This window comes from Nocardioides maradonensis, from assembly GCF_054777115.1.
This window is the reverse complement of sequence record NZ_BAAHAZ010000013.1, coordinates 24,245-42,313: the sequence shown is the minus strand read 5'-3', so window position 1 is coordinate 42,313 and position 18,069 is coordinate 24,245. Positions and strand designations below refer to the sequence as shown.

The following is an 18,069-nucleotide window of genomic DNA, read 5'->3' as shown; positions in this document are numbered from 1 at the left end:
TAGGGTCGTCGAGGTGAGCGTCTCGAGAGCCACCCGTCCGATCGGCTGGGGGATCCTCGCGCCCGGCCGGATCGCTGCCAAGCTCGCCCACGACCTGGCGCTGGTGCCCGACGCCCGCCTGGTGGCCGTCGCGTCCCGCGACCTGTCCCGGGCGGAGGCGTTCGTGGCCGAGCACGGCCCCGGCGCGACGGCGTACGCCGACTACAGCGCCCTCGTCGCGGATCCCGCCGTCGACGTGGTCTACGTCGCCTCGCCGCACTCGCTCCACGTCGAGCACGCCGGCCTGGCGCTGGCCGCCGGCAAGGCGGTCCTGTGCGAGAAGCCGCTGGGCCTCGACCGCGCGAGTGCCGCAGCGCTGGTCGCGAGCGCGGGTGACCGCTTCCTGATGGAGGCGATGTGGAGCGCCTGCAACCCGGTGTGGCGGGACCTGGCCGCGCGGCTCCGCGCCGGTGACTTCGGTACGCCGCGCCACCTGTCCGCCGACCTGTCCTTCGCCGCCGGCGTGGGGCCGGAGCACCGGCTGCTCAACCCCGCGCTCGGCGGCGGGGCGCTGCTCGACATCGGCATCTACCCGCTGACCTTCGCGCACGTGATGCTCGGCGAGGCGCTCGAGCTGCGGGCCACCGGCGCGCTCGACGCCGCCGGACTGGTCGACGTGGACGTGGCGGTCGCGGGGCGCTACCCGGGCGAGGTGCTCGCGGAGCTGAAGTGCAGCCTGACGTCGTACTCCCCCAACGCGGCGGTGATCGGCACCGACCAGGGCTGGATCGAGGTGCCCGGCGACTTCCACTCGCCGACCTTCTTCACCTTCCACCGGATCGCCGCCCGCCACCAACCGGTGGAGGTGACCCGGTTCGACCCGCCGGAGCCGGTCGTCGGGCTGGGCTACGGCAACGAGATCGCGCACGTCGGCGACTGCCTGCGGCAGGGGCTCACCGCCTCGCCGTGGGTGCCGCACGCGCAGACCCTCGCCGTGCTCGGCCAGATCGACGACCTGCGCGCCCAGGTAGGGTGACGACGTGGCCCATGATCTGGTCATCGTCGCCAACCGACTCCCCGTCGACAGGGTCGCCGGCCCGGACGGGAAGATGACCTGGCGCGCCTCGCCGGGCGGCCTCGTCTCTGCGATCGAGCCCGTGATGCGCGCCGGCGACGGCGTGTGGATCGGCTGGCCCGGCGGCACCGAGCAGCACCTGAAGCCCTTCGAGATCGACGGACTCAACCTGGTGCCGATGACGATGACGGCCGAGGAGATCGAGCGCCACTACGAGGGCATGTCGAACGGCACCCTGTGGCCGCTCTACCACGACGTCGTGGCCAAGCCGGAGTTCCACCGCGAGTGGTGGCACGAGTACGTCGAGGTCAACCGCCGCTTCGCCGAGAGGGCCGCCGAGCTCGCGAACCCGCACGCCACCGTATGGGTGCACGACTACCAGATGCAGCTGGTGCCGCAGATGCTGCGCGACCTGCGCCCCGACCTGCGGATCGGCTTCTACCTGCACATCCCCTTCCCGCCGGCCGAGCTGTTCCAGCAGCTCCCGTGGCGCCGGCAGATCCTCGAGGGCCTGCTCGGCGCAGACCTGGTCGGCTTCCAGCTCCCCGGTGCGGCGCAGAACTTCGTCCGGCTGGTGCGCCAGCGCGTCGGCCACAAGACGCACCGCGACCTGGTCTACCTGCCCGACGGCCGCACCGTCCGGGCGGCCGCCTTCCCGATCTCGATCGACGCGGCCGGCTTCGAGGAGCTGGCCGCCTCCCCCATCGTCGAGCAGCGCGCCAAGACCATCCGCGAGCTCCTCGGCAACCCGCGCAAGGTCTTCCTCGGCATCGACCGGCTCGACTACACCAAGGGCATCTACGCCCGGCTGCGCGCGTTCGGCGAGCTCATCCGAGACGGCGCGATCGACGTCGAGGACGCCGTCTTCGTGCAGGTCGCCGTGCCGAGCCGCGAGCAGGTCGAGCAGTACCGCCTCCTGCGTGACGAGATCGACCGCCTGGTCGGCCGGCTCAACGGCGACCTGGGCCGCATCGGCAAGCCGGTGATCAGCTACCTGCACTCCTCCTACCCGCGCGAGGAGATGGCCGCCTTCTACCGCGCCGCCGACATCATGGTCGTCACGCCCTACCGCGACGGCATGAACCTGGTCGCCAAGGAGTACGTCGCCTGCCGGGTCGAGGAGGACGGCGCACTGGTCCTCTCCGAGTTCGCGGGCGCCGCCGACGAGCTGCGGCAGGCGTGGCTGGTCAACCCCTACGACATCGACGGGATGAAGTCGGCGCTGCTGGCGGCGTACACCGCGGACGAGGCGGAGCTGACCAAGCGGATGAAGGCGATGCGCAAGCAGATCCGGCAGCACGACGTACAGGCCTGGGCGCAGAGCTTCATGACCGAGCTGGACGACGGACACTTCCTGCACAGCAAGGACGTCCGGGGGTAGTTTTCGCCCCATGGACCTCGTGCCCGTGCGCTCCCTCACCTCGGCCCCCGCGTCCCTGGTGAGCCGGGTGACGCCCGGGCCCGACCAGGTCGTCGCGGCCGCCAGCAACGTCGCCCACAAGCTGCTGTACGGCGGCCTCGCCGACCTGCGCCCGATGCCGCGGACGCTCATCGACGAGGGCCGGCTGCGCGAGGTCTACCACTACCGCCCGGTCGGCACCGTCAAGGAGCAGGGCGACCCGGTGCTGCTGGTGACGCCACTCGCCGCGCCCGCGATCTGCTACGACCTGCGCCGCGGCTGCTCCCTGGTCGAGCACTTCGTGAACGAGGGGCGGCCGACGTACCTGCTGGAGTACGGCGAGGTCTCCTTCAAGGACCGCAACCTCGGCATGGAGCACTGGGTCGACGAGGTCGTCCCCACGGCCATCCGCGAGGTGTCCGCGCACGCCGGCGGCCGGCCGGTGCACGTGATGGGCTGGAGCCTGGGCGGCATCTTCTCGATGCTGACGCTGGCCGACAAGCGCTCCGGCGACCTGCCGGTCGCGTCGCTGACGGTCGTCGGCTCCCCCGTCGACATCACCCAGGTGCCGCTGATCGCACCGCTGCGGCCGCTGCTCAACTGGTTCAACGGGCGCGGCCCGATCACCAAGGGCTACCAGTGGATGGGCGGCGCGCCGAAGCCGCTGGTGAAGTGGGCGTTCCAGCTCTCGGCCGCGCAGAAGCTGATCACCAAGCCGATCGCGCTCGCGACCCACATCGACGACCGGGAGTTCCTCGCGCAGATCGAGGCGGTCGACCGGTTCACCGACAACATGATCGCCTACCCGGGACGCACGTTCGGGCAGCTCTACCACCGCTTCGCGAAGGGCAACCAGCTCGCCTCCGGCGAGTTCGAGCTCGACGACCGGACCATCTCGCTCGGCGACATCTCGGTGCCGACGCTGGTGTTCGCGGGCTCCACGGACGGCATCGCGCCGGTCGGGTCGGTCCGCGCCGTCGTACCCCTGCTGACGGGGGTGCCGGAGGTGCGCTTCGAGATCGTGCCCGGCGGGCACCTCGGGATGCTGACCGGCCGGGCCGCCCGGCGGACGACCTGGCTGGTCATGGACGAGTGGGTGGCCCGCTGGTCCACCGACGCACAGCAGCCGGAGCCCGAGCCGGAGAAGCCGGCCGCCATCGGCACCAACCGCAAGCGCCGGCACTCCTCCTCGGCGTCGCGGTCCCTCGCGAAGTAGGGACCCCTCGCCCGGCCCTTCTAGTCACAAAGGACTAGAAGGTAAAGGTCGGTAGCCCGATTCCCCGGCGTCGCCGGATCCGTAGATTTCTCACTACCGACGCGGATCTCGATACACCGCCGGAGGGAGCCCCTCCGGAAGGCCCCGTCATGGAGAGCCACCGGAGGACCGGCAGGCCTCGAGATCCGCGTCGGAGCTATGCCTGGCAGCCCCCAGCTGCCGAGTGGCGCCCCTGGGAGGGAGAGGGGCGCCGCAGGCATTTTTCACGCCGCCGCGGCTGAGCTCGCGAAGCCGCGGATCACGGTGGGAGGTCGAGTAGGCGCGCGGGCGTGAGCCTGCGAGCGCCCGCGACCGCCGTATCGAGACTGCGGTCTATCTTGTGGGCCATGGGTGCGCTGGGCGGACTGGTCGACAAGGGACTCATGGCACCGGACTGGGCCCAGGCGCTCGCGCCGGTGGAGTCGCACGTGACCGCCCTCGGTGAGTTCCTGCGCGCCGAGCTCGCCGCGGGCCGGCCGTACCTCCCCGCAGGTGACGCGATCTTCCGCGCGTTCCGGCAGCCGCTCGCGTCGGTCCGTGTACTCATCGTCGGCCAGGACCCCTACCCGACGCCGGGCCACCCGATCGGGCTGTGCTTCGCGGTGGAGCGCTCGGTCCGCCCGATCCCGCGCTCGCTCGCGAACATCTACCGCGAGCTCGCCAACGACGCCGGCGTCGCCACCCCGGCGCACGGCGACCTGACCGCCTGGACCGAGCGGGGCGTGATGCTCCTCAACCGCGTCCTCACCGTGGCGCCGGGCGCACCCGCGTCGCACCGCGGCCAGGGCTGGGAGCACGTCACCGCCTGCGCGATCAGCGCGTTGGTACGCCGCGCGGAGGCCGGCTCGCCGATGGCCGCCGTGCTGTGGGGACGCGATGCGCAGGAGCTGAAGCCGCACCTCGGCCCGATCCCGTACGTCGAGTCGGCGCATCCCTCGCCGCTGTCGGCCTCGCGTGGGTTCTTCGGGTCGCGGCCCTTCACCCGGGTCAACGAGCTGCTCGTCGAGCAGGGAGCACAGCCGGTGGACTGGACCCTCCCCGCGTAGACACCCAGCGGAATAAAGTGCAATCTTCAATCATTGGAGTGGACATGAACGACCTGATGCCGGCCCTGTACATCGGCCACGGTGCCCCGCCGCTGCTCGACGACCCGATCTGGTCCGGCCAGCTGGCCGCCTGGGCGAGCGACCTGCCGCGCCCGAAGGCGATCCTCATCGTCAGCGCGCACTGGGAGTCGGCCCCGGTCTCCCTGTCAGCGAACGGCGCTCCCCTGGTCTACGACTTCGGCGGCTTCGCCGAGAAGTACTACCGGATGACCTACCAGACGCCCGACTCCACCGCGCTCGCCGCGCGGATCGCGGCGATGATGCCGGACACCGAGCCGGTCCACCAGCACACCTCCCGCGGCCTCGACCACGGCGCCTGGGTCCCGCTGAGGATCATGTACCCCGACGCCGACATCCCGGTGCTGCAGATGTCGCTGCCCACGCACGACCCGGAGAAGCTGCTGGCCCTCGGCGAGCGCCTGCGGCCGCTGCGCGAGGAGGGCGTCCTGATCGTCGGCTCCGGCTTCCTCACCCACGGCCTGCCCTTCCTCAAGGACTGGCGGATCGAGGCCGACGCCCCCGGCTGGTCGGTCGAGTTCGACGCCTGGGCAGGCGACGCGATGGCCCGCGGCGACGTCGACACCCTGGCGGCGTACCGATCGAAGGCGCCGGGGATGCCCTACGCGCACCCCACCGTCGAGCACTACAGCCCGCTCTTCGTCACCCTCGGCGCGGCGAGCGACCCCTCCGCGCCCGGCATCCAGGTGATCGACGGGTTCTGGATGGGCCTGTCGAAGCGCTCCCTCCAGGTGGCCTGAGACGCCGAGACCCGGGTTTGTCACGTCCGAGACCCGGCAATGTCGCTGCGACATTGCCGGGTCTCGGACGTGACAAACCCGGGTCTCGGCTCAACGGGAGGCTTCTTTCGCGGGCGTGGGCCGCATCACGCGTGATCGGTTTGACCGATGTACCCCTTCGTCCTGATGGAGTGCCGCGGCACGGCCGCGACCGTCTCCCCGGAGACCTGCTGGACCCAGACGTCCAGCGAGCGCACCCAGCTCGACGGCAGTGTGGCCGCCCGGCCCGTCTGGCGCGCGGACGGCTACGAGACCCCGGCCGACCGCGGGACCTCGGTGGGCGCCCCGCCGGCCTCCGAGCGCCCGTCGTCGTGCCCCGTGCGCCGCTTCGAGCGCTGGGTCCCGATGCGGTCGGCCAGCGGTGCGACGTACGACGGCGGCCCGGTGGGCTGCCTGACGCGCGCGCCCGAGGCGTCGGAAGAGGACCCCGGCGGCGTACCGAACAACACGACGTACGGCATCACCGGCACCGACGGCAGCGGCTCGGCCCAGTTCGCGGTCTGGACCGCGGAGGACAACGCCACGCTCGGCTGCTCGCGCAAGGTCGCGTGCTCGCTGGTCGCGGTGCCGATCATCGGGATCAGCTGCGACGGCTTCTGGAGCCGCGACGCGGGTGACGCCACGAAGCCGAGCGCCTTCCAGCAGGCGCAGTACCAGAGCGGCTTCACCGCCGACGACGTCTACGCGCCCGGCCAGACCTCCAACGGCGCGACCTTCAACGAGGCCACCTCGGGCCAGCTGTGGTGGTCGGCGTCGAACTGGCGCAACCGCATCGTCGTACCGCTGCACTTCGCGGTCGCCGCCAACGCCTGCTCGGTCGTCAGCAACACCGCTCCCCTGCTCGGCTACGGCTCGATCCTGATGGACGAGGTCAGCGCGCAGTGGCAGCCGGAGTTCTGCACGGGCGCGGGCCTGAAGCCCTTCCTGCACGTGGACGCGACCGACGCCGAGGCGCGCACGCTGGTGGAGGCCGGCTCCATCAAGCTCGGCTTCACCTCGCGCCCCCCGGACACCGGGTTCACCTCGCCGGTGGCGCAGGCGCCGATCGCGATGACCGGATTCGCGATCGCCTACAACGTCGACGGAGCCGACGGACAGCCCTACGACCACCTGCGGCTCGACGCCCGGCTGCTGGCCAAGCTGCTGACCCAGTCCTACCAGGGCGAGTCGGAGACGCTCACGCCGAACCCGGACCTCGCGGGCAACCCGGCGACGATCTTCGCCGACCCCGAGTTCCAGGCCCTCAACCCCGGCATCGCGCACAGCATCAACGGGGTCGGCAACGCCGCGTCGGCGCTGATCGCGCTGTCCAGCGACTCCGACATGACCCACGCGCTCAGCGAGTACGTCGCCGCGGACCCCGAGGCCTCCCGCTGGCTGCAGGGCTCCCCCGACCCGTGGGGCATGCGCGTCAACCCGCACTACGAGATCGACCTGCCGGCCAGCGACACCTCGGTCGGTCAGCGCTTCGCCCTGCCGGTCGACTCCTGGCCGCTGCTCGACACCTTCGAGCTCGGCTCGGCCGCGCTGGTGAACCTGCCCTGCCTCAAGGGCATGCCGTACTTCGCGCAGATCGCCCACCCGGTGTCCCTCATCTCCACCATCGAGCAGGACATCGAGTTCGCCCTGTCGAACTCGCAGACCTCCTGCCCGGTGAGCGACCCCAACGACCCGGCGTACCACGTGCCGAAGACGGCCGGCCGCCAGCCGATCGGCAAGCGCTTCGTCATCGGCATCGTGCCGCTGACCTCGGTCGACCGCTACGGCCTGCACGCCGCGGCGCTGCAGACCACGTCGTCGGTGGGGACCCGCACCCGGTTCACCACCAGCGCCGGACGGCAGTTCGTCGCCCCGACCACGGCCGGGCTCGAGTCCGCGGCCGCGCTGCTGACGCCCGACACCACCACCGGCGCCTGGACCTTCCCCTACGACGAGCTGTCGACGCCGACCGGCCAGGCGGCGTACCCCGGGTTCATGCCGGTGTACGCCGACGTGCCCACCTCCGGCCTGAGCGCCTCGGACGCGACACGCGCCGCCGCCCTGCTGCGGTACGCCGCAGGGCGCGGTCAGGTGCCCGGCGGTGACGTCGGGCAGCTGCCCGGTGGCGCCCTGCCGATGACCTCGGCGCACGGCCTGGCCAAGCAGGTCGCGTACACCCTGTGCGCTGCGGACCAGGTCGAGGCGCAGACCGGCAAGCTGCCGACGCTGGACGGCACCTGCCCGAAGATCGCCAAGCCCACCCACTCCGGCGGCGGCCACACCGGTGGCGGAGGCGGCACCACCACCGGTGGCGGTGGCGTCCCGAGCAGCGTGCCGGCCGCGCCCGGCGGCAGCAGCCCGTCGTCCGCCGCGCCGGGCACCGGCAACGCGCCGGTCGTCACGGTGAGCGACCTGAAGACCGTCGGCGCGTACTCGGCCCTGGGCCACTTCGGGCTCCCGGTCGCGCTGATCTTCATGCTGTGGCTCGCCCTCGCGGGCTTCACGCTGCGCTGGGGCGACCAGGTGCTGCGCGTGGCCCGGCTGGCCGGACCCGCCGGCGCCCGGCTGTGGGCGCGCCGCTCGCGCCGCTCGGTCGGCAAGCGACGCCGTGAAGGAGACGAGCTGTGAGCACGCTGACCGACGGACCCAGGACGCAGGTCCGCACCGACCGGATCGACGGCACCCCGCTCGGCGCGGGCAGCACCGCGCGCTACCGCCAGCTCGCCTCGACGCTGTGCCTGGTCCTGGCGGGCGCCCTGGTGTGGGTGTTCGCGTTCCTCTTCCTGCTCAGCGGTTTCTCGGAGCGGCACGCGCAGGGAGAGCTCTACGGCCAGATCCGTGAGCAGCTCGCCGCCGGCACGGCCCCGACCGGCGCACCGATCGCGAACGGCGCGCCGATCGGCGTGATCGACGCACCCGCTCTCGGGCTGCACCGCACGGTGGTCCTCGAGGGCACCACGCCGTACGACCTCCAGCGGGCACCCGGCCACCTGACGGGCAGCGTGCTGCCCGGCCAGCAGGGCGTCTCGGTGCTGCTCGGGCGCTCCCGCTCCTTCGGCGCACCGTTCGGGAAGCTCGTGCACCTGGCGGCCGGCACGGGCATCGACGTGACCATGGGCGAGGGCACCTTCCACTACGTCGTGACCGGCCTGCGCACGGCGGGCGACCCGGTCCCGCCGGCACCGGTCTCCGGGGGCGCGCGGCTGACCCTGGTGACGTCGTACGGCGGGACGCTGACCCCCTCGCACACCGTGTACGCCGACGCGACCCTGCAGGGGAAGGCGCAGCCGGCCGGCGCGGTCGGCGCCCAGAACACGGCCGGCGCCCCGATGGCCCGCGACCGGTCCACGCTGACCCTCGCCCTGCTCGCGCTCAGCCTGCAGCTGCTGGTCCTCGCCCTGGTGGCGACGGTGTGGGCGCAGCACCGCTGGACCCGCGTGGCGGCCTGGGTGACCGGCGCACCGGTCGTGCTGGCGAGCCTGTGGATCGTCTCCACGGTCGCCTCGCGACTGCTGCCCAACCTGGTCTGACCTGGTCTGGCCCCGCACCCCGGTGACGCAGCCGTTCGAAACTTTACCTTCCACGTCTTCAAAGTCGAGTAATCCACTAAATTTAACCGGTAGAGTCGCCCGCGCGAGCAGGTGCTCGCCCCACGAAGAAAGAGGCACCACCATGTCGAAGACCCGGATCGCAGCAGCGGTCACCCTCACGGGGATCGTCGCCGGCGCGGCCCTGTCGGCCACGACCATCGCGGCCCACGCCGATGCTGCCCCGCAGGCCAAGGACGTCGTCGGCGTCGGTTCCGACATCGTCCAGAACTCCCTGGACTTCCTCGCCGACGGCACCACCCAGGGCGACCCGGGCTACAACAGCGCCGGCAACAAGTACCGCCTCTTCAGCTTCGACGCCTCAGCGGACGCCAACGGCCGCGGCGCATTCACCGACCCGGCCCTCGGCTCGTCGGTCACTCTCAACCCGACGGCCGTCCTGCGCGCCGGCACCTCGCCCGTGCAGCGCCCCAACGGTGGCGGCGCCGGCATCAGCGCGATCCTCGCCGACGGCAGCGCCGGCACCTCGGCGAACCTGATCCAGTTCGTCCGCAGCCCCAACCTGCCGACCGCGAACAACCAGACCACCGCGCAGGCGAACCTCGGCACGCAGCTGCACTCCGTGCGCATCGCCACCGACGCGCAGTACATCGCCACCGCGGCGACGACCAACGCGCCCGCCGCCGGTCTCACCAACGTCCAGCTCGCCGAGATCTACTGCTCCAACGCGAGCACCCACATCACCAAGTGGAGCGACATCGACCCGAGCTTCTCGACCGACAACATCATCCCGGAGGCACCGCAGGACGGCGCCGGCGTGCTGAAGATCTTCCAGGCCGGCCTCAGCGCGGGCCTGAGCGGCGCGACCTGCACGTTCAACGCCAACGTCCTGCGCGTGCAGCAGAACGACCCGACCACGATCACCAGCGCGACCTCGCCGGCCGACGCGATCGTGCCCTTCCCGAAGGGTCGCTACGACCTCTACAACGCGGGCTACTTCCACAACCCGAACCAGGCCTACAACTCGACCACGTCGTTCGGCAACGGCACCGCGCTGAGCGCCGCGGGCATCAAGCTCCAGGTGCCGGGCGCGGGCAGCGTGTCCGCGAACGCCTTCTCGGCGACGATCCCCTACTACATCGTCTTCCGTGACGCCGACTCCTCCTCGAGCACCGCGTGGCAGCCGGGCAGCACCCTGAACTGGGTCCAGACGCTGTTCTTCAACGCCAACTACGACTTCACCAACCCGACGGACCCGACCAACCCGCCGGCGCCGTTCGTCGCCAGCCAGCAGGGACAGCAGCTGCTGACCAACATCGGCCTCACGCCGGCGTACAAGGACTGCGGCACCGCGTCCACCTGCTGACGAACCCCGGCGGCCGGGAGATCGCACCCCTCCCGGCCGCCGGTCAGCCCCACCCGATCACCCCGACCCGAAGGACCACGATGAGCACGCTGACCCAGGACCGCACCGCACCCGTGGCGCGCACCCGCATCGTCCTGCTGCTCACCCTCCTGGTCGCGGTGGTGCTCGGCGGCACGATCTGGCACTTCGTCAGCGCGCCCGCGAAGCCGCCGTACACGGACCCGTCCGCGGTCGGGCACCTCACCATCTGCACCACCGACGGCAAGGCCGTGACGTCCGGCTCGACCACCCAGCCCCTGGGCGCGGTCGTGGTCAGCGACGCGGCCGCCCCGGCGGCGTACGCCGGCAACGGCCACACCGCCGCGCTGATGGTGTACCAACCCCGCGAGGGCGTCGAACCGGACGAGTGGACCGGGCTGCAGCTCAACGCCGCCGCGGGCTACGGCTCCACCGACCACCCCGCGACCACGATCGACGCCGCGAGCACGACGATCGGCCAGTTCGTGCGCGGCTACCCCGCCGTCGACGACGGCTGGCTGCAGCTGCGACTGGTCCTCGGCGCCGCCGGCGCCGCCCAGGGCCGGGCCGGCTACGCCGCCGGCGACCTGCACGTCGACGGCACCACCTGGACCCTGTCCGACCCCGGCGCCGCGCCGTGCCCGTGACATCCCTTCCCGAGAGGAACACCATGAAGACCCTCCCCCTCCGCCTCGCCGCCGTGACCGGCACCGTCGCGGTCGCGTCGATCGCGCTCGGCGGCTCGCTGGCGGGCGCCGCGGACACGTCCCACGTCGACGCCGACAGCGTCGGCACGATCGCGCTGTACGACGCCACCGGCAACCCGGTCACGACCGGCAACCTGGGCGACCCGATCGCGGCGTACGCCGTGGGTTCGGGGGGCCTCGCCCCCGGCACCAAGGCCGCGCTGTTCGCGTACGTCGCCGATCCGTCGACCAACCCGGGCGACTGGACGGGCGGTCAGCTCAGCGCCGCGACCACCACCCCGGCCGCGGGCGCGCCGGCCGCCCTTCCGTCGGGCCCGACCGCCACGATCACGCCGACCTCGACCTCGCTCGCTCAGTTCCTCGCGGGCTACCCGACGGTGTCCAACGGTGAGGTCGAGCTGCGGCTGCGGACCACGACGCCCGGCGCGCCGGCCGCGACGACGTACGACACGCTCGACGTCTTCGTCAGCGGCAGCACCTGGAGCACCGCGCAGACCGCCGCGTCCACCACGACGACGCTGGCCGTCACGCCGAGCGGCGCCAAGGCGGGCACCAAGCTCACCCTGACCGCCCACACGACCACGGGCGTCGCCGGCAGCGTGCAGTTCTACGACGGCACGACCGCGCTCGGCGCCGCCAAGGCCGTCGCGGCCGACACCGCGACCACCACGTACGTCGTGAAGACGGCAGGCTCGCACACGTTCAAGGCGACCTTCACGCCCACCGACACCACGAGCTTCCTACCGTCGACCGGCACCAAGACGGTCAGCATCGCGAAGGCCACGCCGAGCGTCGTCCTCACCGTGCCGACCACCGCGGTCAGCCACACCAAGCAGGCCAAGGTGACCGTCAGGGTCACGGCTCCCAACCTGGTCGTGGGCGGCAGCGTGAAGGTCTTCGAGGGCACCAAGCTGCTGGGCAAGGGGACCCTCGTCGGCGGCAAGGTCGTGATCACCCTTCCCAAGCTGGCGAAGGGGACCCACTCGCTCAAGGCGACCTACGCCGCCACGGCCAACGTCGCTGCCGGCCAGAGCGCGATCGTCAAGCTCAAGATCAGCTGAAACCGGTCGGTCCGCCGGTCGCGGCCGGCGGACCGACCACACAGAAGGGTGCAGAAGAAGATGACCATGTTGCTCGAGCACACGCAGGAGATCCCTGCGGCTCCCGCCGTCGTACCCCACGCGCTGGAGGCCGACTCGATCTCGGCCTGGTTCGGGCGCCGCAAGGTGCTGGACCGCGTCTCCCTGGAGATGCCCGCCGGCCAGGTGACCGCCCTGATCGGGCCGTCCGGCTGCGGCAAGTCGACGTTCCTGCGCATCCTCAACCGGATGCACGAGCTCGTGCCGGGCGCTGCCTTGGCGGGCCGGGTGCTGCTCGACGGCGAGGACATCTACGACGCCGACCGTCGGCTGACCGATGCGCGCAAGTCGATCGGCATGGTCTTCCAGAAGCCCAACCCGTTCCCGGCGATGTCGATCGAGCAGAACGTGCTCGCCGGGCTGCACCTGACGGGCACCAAGGTGGCCAAGGGGGACCGCGAGCAGCTGGTGGAGACGTCGCTGCGTCGCGCCGGCCTCTGGAACGAGGTGAAGGACCGACTCACGCAGCCCGGTTCGGCCCTCTCCGGTGGCCAGCAGCAGCGGCTGTGCATCGCCCGCTCGCTCGCGGTCGCTCCGCGGGTCCTGCTGATGGACGAGCCCTGCTCGGCCCTGGACCCGACCTCGACCCGCGTCGTCGAGGAGACGATCAAGGAGATCGGCCACGAGGTGACGATCGTGATCGTCACGCACAACATGCAGCAGGCCCGCCGCGTGTCCGACCAGTGCGCCTTCTTCCTCGCCGAGATGGGGACGCCGGGCGCGATCGTGGAGCACGGCGAGACCGAGGCGATGTTCACCGACCCGATCGACCCGCGCACGGCCGACTACGTCAACGGCCGCTTCGGCTGAGCCGCGAGCCTCCTGCGCAACGAGGCCACCTCGGCCTCGAGGGCCAGCACCCTCCGGATGCCCTCGAGGTTGAGGCCTTCGGCGAGCAGGTCGCGGATGCGGTGCAGGGTGTCGATGTCAGCGCGGCTGTAGAGCCGGGTGCCGCCGGCGGAGCGGTCGGGGGCGAGCAGCCCGCGACGCTCGTACACGCGCAGGTTCTGGATCTCCATCTGGACCAGCTCGGCCGCGACCGAGATGGCGAAGACGCCACGGGTGTGCTCCGACACCGACCTCACCTCCTTGGGGAACCGATCGTACCTTGAACGTCCGAATCAGATGATCTATAACAACTAGTACAGATCGTTCCCGCATCGATCTCCCCATCCAGAGACTGAAGGAGGAAGCACCATGTTGCTGCGCACCACCGACCCGTTCCGTGACTTCGACCGGCTGACGAGCCAGCTGCTCGGCAACGGGACCACCAACCGCCCGGCAGTGATGCCGATGGACGCCTGGCGCCAGGGCGACAAGTTCCTCATCGAGTTCGACCTGCCCGGCGTGGCGCCGGAGAGCATCGACATCGACGTCGAGCGCAACGTCCTCACCGTGCGGGCCGAGCGCGTCGCCGGCAACGGCGACTGGCAGCGCCTCGCCTCCGAGCGCGTCCACGGCCAGTTCAGCCGCCAGCTCGTGCTAGGCGACAACCTGGACCTGGAGCACATCGAGGCGGCGTACGACGCCGGCGTGCTGCGCCTGGCCGTCCCCGTCGCGGAGAAGGCGAAGCCCCGCAAGATCCAGATCGCCGGCGTCGCTCCCTCGGAGAAGCCCGAGGCGATCGAGGCCTGACCCGGCTGCCGAGACCCGGGTTTGTCACCCTCGAGACCCGACGATGTCGCGGGTTCCAGGGCGACAAACCCGGGTCTCGGGGTGACAAACCCGGGTCTCGGCGTCAGCGGATCCGGAGCCGCTTCATCATCTTCAGGCCGGACAGCATCTGCTTGACGTAGGCGTCGTAGTCCTGGCCCGGGCGGGCGCCGAGGACCTGCTTCTTGAGGACCGCGACGTTCTTGGCGTCGGTGTACTTGAGCAGGCCCTGGTCGCCGTGGCGGGCGCCGACGCCCGACTTCTTGACGCCGCCGGACGGCGAGGCCTTGGAGGCGTACGCCGTGGCGAGCGCGTCGTTGATGTTCACGTTGCCCGACTCGATCCGCGCGGCGACCGCCTCGGCCCGCTCGATCGAGCCGCTCCACACCGAGGCGTTGAGCCCGTAGTCGGTGTCGTTGGCGAGCTTCACGGCCTCGTCGACCGTGCGGTAGGGGTAGAGGCCCACCACCGGGCCGAAGGTCTCCGTGGACCCGGCGAGCATGTCCGGGGTGACGCCCTCGAGCACGGTCGGCTCGAAGAACGCGGGACCGATGTCGGGCCGCGACCTGCCGCCGGTGAGCACGGTCGCGCCCTTGGCCACCGCGTCGGCGACGTGCGAGGCCACGCGCTCCATGTGGTCGGGCGAGACCAGCGAGCCGATCTCCGGCCCGAAGTCGTACGCCGCCCCGATCCGCAGGGTGCTCGCCCGCTCGACGAGGGCGTCGCGGAGCTCGTCGTACCGGCTCTCGGGGAGGTAGATCCGCTCGATGTGCATGCAGATCTGGCCGGTGTTGCCGAACACGCCGAAGGTCGCGGACTCCACCCACTCGTCGCGATCGACGTCGTCGAGCACGATCATCGGGTTCTTGCCGCCGAGCTCCAGGCAGCACCCGATCAGGTTCCTCCCGGCCCGCTCGCCGATGACGCGACCGGTCGCGGTCGAGCCGGTGAACATGACGTAGTCGGCGTTGTCGATGAGGGTCGGGCCGACATCGGGGCCCTCACCGCACACGACCTGGAAGAGGTCCTTCGGCAGGCCGGCCTCCTCCAGCAGGGAGATGCCGTAGAGCGGGGAGAGCGCGGTCTTGTTGTCCGGCTTCACCACGACCGCGTTGCCGGCCATGAGCGCGGGGATGGCGTCGGAGAGGCCCGTGGCGAACGGGAAGTTCCACGGCGCGATGATGCCGACGACGCCCTTGGGGACCCGCACCTCGGTCGAGGAGGACACGAGCGGGACCGGGCCGCCGTGCTTCCTCGGGGCGAGCAGCTTCGGGGCCCGCTTGAGGTAGTGGCTGATGATCATCGGCGGGTCGCAGGTCTCCTCGATCGCCATCCGCCGGTTCTTGCCGCTCTCGGCCTGGATCAGGTCCGCGGTCGTGTGCGCGTTGTCGACGAGCAGCGCGTGGGCGCGGTCGAAGACCTCGAGCCGCCTCTTGACCGGCCACTGCGCCCACAGCTCCTGCGCCTTGCGGGCCTTCGCGAAGGCCTCCTCGATGTCCTCGGGCGTGGACTGCGGCAGCTCGACGAGCACCTCGCCGGTGTAGACCTCGGTCAGCTTCCAGGTCGCGCCGGTCCGGCCGGGGACGCGGGCGACGAGGGCCTCGAGCAGCTCGTCGGTGATCGATGCGGGGCGCGTCGTACCCATGCTCAGACCCGACCCAGGATGAAGTCGACGGCCCGCTCGCCGATCATGTAGCAGGGCGCGTTCGTGTTGCCGCCGGTGATCGACGGCATGATCGAGGCGTCCGCGACGCGCAGGCCCTCGATGCCACGGACCTTGAGGTCCGGACCGACGACCGCACGCTCGTCCACGCCCATCCGGCAGGTGCCGACACCGTGGTAAACCGAGGTGGAGCGGTTCTTCAGCGCCGTGCGGAGCGCGGCGCCGTTGGGGATCGACGGGCCCGGGTGGATCTCCTCCTTCACTCCCCCGCCGAACGCGGCGCCGGCCATGATCTCCCGGATCATCTCGGTGCCCTGGGCGAGGACCTCGACGTCGTCGGGGTGGGTGAAGTAGCCGTAGTCGATGAGCGGCGCGGCGGTCGGGTCCGCCGATGCGAGGCGCAGCGTGCCGCGGCTCTTGGGATAGATCAGCGTCGAGAAGACCGTGAGCGCCGGGCGCGAGTCCGGGATGTGCCGGATCGGCTCGTCCTGGTTGGGGCTCGGGTAGGCCCACGGCAGCATGTGCAGCTGGATGTCGGGGATGTTGGTGGCCAGCGAGCTGCGCACGAAGCCGACCGACTCGAAGACCGAGTTGTCGAGGAACGAGCCGCCCACCGTCAGGTCGCGCGCCATGCCCTTGAAGAAGGTCCACGGGTTGCCGCGGTACTGCACCGACGGCACGTGGAAGCTCAGCGGGTGGAACAGGTGGTCGTGCAGGTTGTCGCCGACCGGGAGGTCCGCGACCACGTCGATGCCGAGGCTGGCGAGGTGATCGGCGTGACCGATGCCGGAGAGCATGAGCAGCTGCGGGCTGTTGACGAAGCCACCGGAGAGGATGACCTCCGTGCCGGCACGTACGACGCGACGCGTGCCGGCCGTCTTCTTGCCCTGGTCGAGCACCTCGACGCCCGTGGCCCGGCCGTTCTCGATGACGACCTTCGTCGCGAGGACCTCGGTCTGGACCTCGAGCCCGCGGGGGTTGTTCTGGTGGATGTGGCCGCGGGTCGAGGAGTAGCGCAGGCCGTCCTTGACGTTCTGCTGCATGCGGGCGATGCCCTCCTGCTCTGCAGCGTTGTAGTCGTCCAGGACCTTCACGCCGAGGGTGTCGGCGGTGGCCTGGATGAACTGGAGGGTGGCGTCCTGCGGCGTCTTGTTGCGGGTGATCTTGATCGGCCCGCCCGCGCCGCGGTACTCGTTCTCGCCGTCCTCGAAGTCCTCGTACCGCTTGAAGGCGCCGTTGACCTCGTCGGCGGACCAGCCGGTGTTGCCCTCGGCGGCCCACGAGTCGTAGTTGGCGCGGTTGCCGCGCACGTAGACCATGCCGTTGACCGAGCTGGAGCCGCCCATCACCTTGCCGCGCGGCGCGGGCATGCGGCGCCCGTCCAGGCCGGGCTGCGGCACCGAGCGGTAGCCCCAGTCGAAGAGGCGCTCGAGCTTCGGCTCGGAGTGCATCGGGCCGATCATGCCCGGCTTCTTGGTGAAGTAGCCGTGCATGCCCTTGTCGTCGGACTTCCCGGCCTCGAGCAGGATCACGCTCGCCCCGGACTCCGCCAGCCGGGCGGCGATGATGCCTCCGGAGCTGCCGGAACCGACCACCACGTAGTCGGCTTCGTTGCTGTACGACGGGCGCTTGGCCATGTCTCGATTCCCTCTCGCTGCCGGAACTGCCCGCTAACTGTAACGCGTTCTAGTTTCGTTACGAAAGGGTTTCGTGTCCGGGACGCGCCTCGTCGATGATCTGGCGCACCCGGGCGAGGTCCGCCTCGGACGGCGGACGCGGTCCCGTCGTCTCCCAGGCGGCGACCCGCTCGGCCGTCTCGTCCGCCCAACGGCCGAGCAGGCGGAAGAGATCTCGGTAGAGATCGGCGAGCGGCACGAGGAGGTGCAGCCGCTCGGGGAAGGGCCCCTCCCCCTCGGCGTACGGGCGCATGAGGGCCGGGCCGACCACCTCCCACGCCCCGGCCTGCGCACTCAACGTCGCCAACGACGCAGTCAGCTGCTCGGTCGTCCCCTGGTCGGCGAAGAACAGCCGCAGCACGGCCTCCATCTCCAGCAGCGGCACCGCCGGCGGGGTGCCGAGCCACTCCTCGAGCGCCTCCCGCCCGGCCGACGTGATCGAGTAGCGGGTGCGGCTGCGCTTCCCTGCAGGCTCCTCGGCAGCAGCCGCCCAACCCGCAGCCACGAGCCGCTTCACCTCGGCATAGACGTGCGCCTCCGAGCGGGGCCAGAAGAGCCGCATGCTCCGTTGCGACTGCTGCACCAGCTCGTAGGCGGTCCAGTCCCGCAGCGCGAGCAGGCCGAGGACGGCGTACGACGAAGAACTTGTCCGAACCACTCCTTGACACTACTCCATTGTGGAGTAACGCTGTACTCCACAATGGAGTAC

At 71.1% G+C, this 18,069-nt stretch carries 16 protein-coding genes; 12 read left to right on the top strand and 4 right to left on the bottom strand.

Annotation, left to right across the window (positions count from 1 at the left end; genetic code table 11):
• Window positions 1-13 precede the first annotated feature (13 nt).
• From ACYVAQ_RS16150 to ACYVAQ_RS16100, 11 genes are all read left to right on the top strand, one after another.
• Window positions 14-1,015 carry a Gfo/Idh/MocA family protein gene (locus tag ACYVAQ_RS16150; protein WP_460791439.1) on the top strand — a complete coding sequence of 334 codons (1,002 nt, stop codon included), beginning with the start codon at window positions 14-16 and terminating at the stop codon, window positions 1,013-1,015.
• Window positions 1,016-1,019: 4 nt separating this feature from the next.
• Entirely contained in the window at window positions 1,020-2,435 is a 1,416-nt protein-coding gene (locus ACYVAQ_RS16145; RefSeq protein WP_460791438.1) for an alpha,alpha-trehalose-phosphate synthase (UDP-forming), read from the top strand.
• Window positions 2,436-2,445: 10 nt separating this feature from the next.
• On the top strand, window positions 2,446-3,669 hold the full coding sequence (locus ACYVAQ_RS16140; RefSeq protein WP_460791437.1) for an alpha/beta fold hydrolase: 1,224 nt from the start codon (window positions 2,446-2,448) through the stop codon (window positions 3,667-3,669).
• Between the two features lie 386 nt (window positions 3,670-4,055).
• The gene (locus ACYVAQ_RS16135; RefSeq protein ID WP_460791436.1) at window positions 4,056-4,754 is read left to right on the top strand and encodes a uracil-DNA glycosylase; all 699 of its coding nucleotides are present in this window, start codon (window positions 4,056-4,058) and stop codon (window positions 4,752-4,754) included.
• Between the two features lie 44 nt (window positions 4,755-4,798).
• Window positions 4,799-5,572 carry a dioxygenase family protein gene (locus ACYVAQ_RS16130; protein ID WP_460791435.1) on the top strand — a complete coding sequence of 258 codons (774 nt, stop codon included), beginning with the start codon at window positions 4,799-4,801 and terminating at the stop codon, window positions 5,570-5,572.
• 147 nt (window positions 5,573-5,719) lie between these two features.
• Window positions 5,720-8,218, top strand: coding sequence for a type 2 periplasmic-binding domain-containing protein (locus ACYVAQ_RS16125; protein ID WP_460791434.1), 2,499 nt, complete (start codon window positions 5,720-5,722; stop codon window positions 8,216-8,218).
• Window positions 8,215-9,120, top strand: a complete 906-nt coding sequence (locus ACYVAQ_RS16120; protein WP_460791433.1) for a sortase — start codon at window positions 8,215-8,217, stop codon at window positions 9,118-9,120. The genes ACYVAQ_RS16125 and ACYVAQ_RS16120 overlap by 4 nt, the downstream gene beginning before the upstream one ends.
• A gap of 142 nt (window positions 9,121-9,262) precedes the next feature.
• Window positions 9,263-10,504: a hypothetical protein gene (locus ACYVAQ_RS16115; RefSeq protein ID WP_460791432.1), complete on the top strand. Its 1,242-nt coding sequence runs from the start codon at window positions 9,263-9,265 to the stop codon at window positions 10,502-10,504.
• A gap of 80 nt (window positions 10,505-10,584) precedes the next feature.
• Window positions 10,585-11,169, top strand: coding sequence for a hypothetical protein (locus ACYVAQ_RS16110; protein ID WP_460791431.1), 585 nt, complete (start codon window positions 10,585-10,587; stop codon window positions 11,167-11,169).
• Between the two features lie 23 nt (window positions 11,170-11,192).
• Window positions 11,193-12,290, top strand: coding sequence for an Ig-like domain repeat protein (locus tag ACYVAQ_RS16105; RefSeq protein ID WP_460791430.1), 1,098 nt, complete (start codon window positions 11,193-11,195; stop codon window positions 12,288-12,290).
• Between the two features lie 66 nt (window positions 12,291-12,356).
• Window positions 12,357-13,178: a phosphate ABC transporter ATP-binding protein gene (locus ACYVAQ_RS16100; RefSeq protein WP_460791429.1), complete on the top strand. Its 822-nt coding sequence runs from the start codon at window positions 12,357-12,359 to the stop codon at window positions 13,176-13,178.
• Here the strand turns inward: ACYVAQ_RS16100 and ACYVAQ_RS16095 are convergent.
• Entirely contained in the window at window positions 13,154-13,444 is a 291-nt protein-coding gene (locus ACYVAQ_RS16095; protein ID WP_460791428.1) for a MerR family transcriptional regulator, read from the bottom strand. The two genes, ACYVAQ_RS16100 and ACYVAQ_RS16095, sit on opposite strands and share 25 nt — an antisense overlap.
• A gap of 121 nt (window positions 13,445-13,565) precedes the next feature.
• Between ACYVAQ_RS16095 and ACYVAQ_RS16090 the strand changes: the two genes are divergently transcribed.
• Window positions 13,566-14,003 (top strand): Hsp20/alpha crystallin family protein, encoded by a 438-nt coding sequence (locus tag ACYVAQ_RS16090; RefSeq protein ID WP_460791427.1) that lies wholly within the window; start codon window positions 13,566-13,568, stop codon window positions 14,001-14,003.
• A 103-nt stretch (window positions 14,004-14,106) separates the two neighbouring features.
• Here ACYVAQ_RS16090 and ACYVAQ_RS16085 read toward each other — a convergent pair whose 3' ends face one another.
• From ACYVAQ_RS16085 to ACYVAQ_RS16075, 3 genes are read right to left on the bottom strand one after another with little or no spacing between them, the layout of a single operon-like run.
• On the bottom strand, window positions 14,107-15,666 hold the full coding sequence (locus tag ACYVAQ_RS16085) for a succinic semialdehyde dehydrogenase (RefSeq protein ID WP_460791426.1): 1,560 nt from the start codon (window positions 15,664-15,666) through the stop codon (window positions 14,107-14,109).
• Window positions 15,667-15,668: 2 nt separating this feature from the next.
• A complete protein-coding gene (locus ACYVAQ_RS16080) occupies window positions 15,669-17,321 on the bottom strand; it encodes a GMC family oxidoreductase (protein WP_460791425.1) in 1,653 nt (550 codons plus the stop codon).
• Window positions 17,322-17,379: 58 nt separating this feature from the next.
• Window positions 17,380-18,018, bottom strand: coding sequence for a PadR family transcriptional regulator (locus tag ACYVAQ_RS16075; protein ID WP_460791424.1), 639 nt, complete (start codon window positions 18,016-18,018; stop codon window positions 17,380-17,382).
• Window positions 18,019-18,069: the final 51 nt, after the last annotated feature.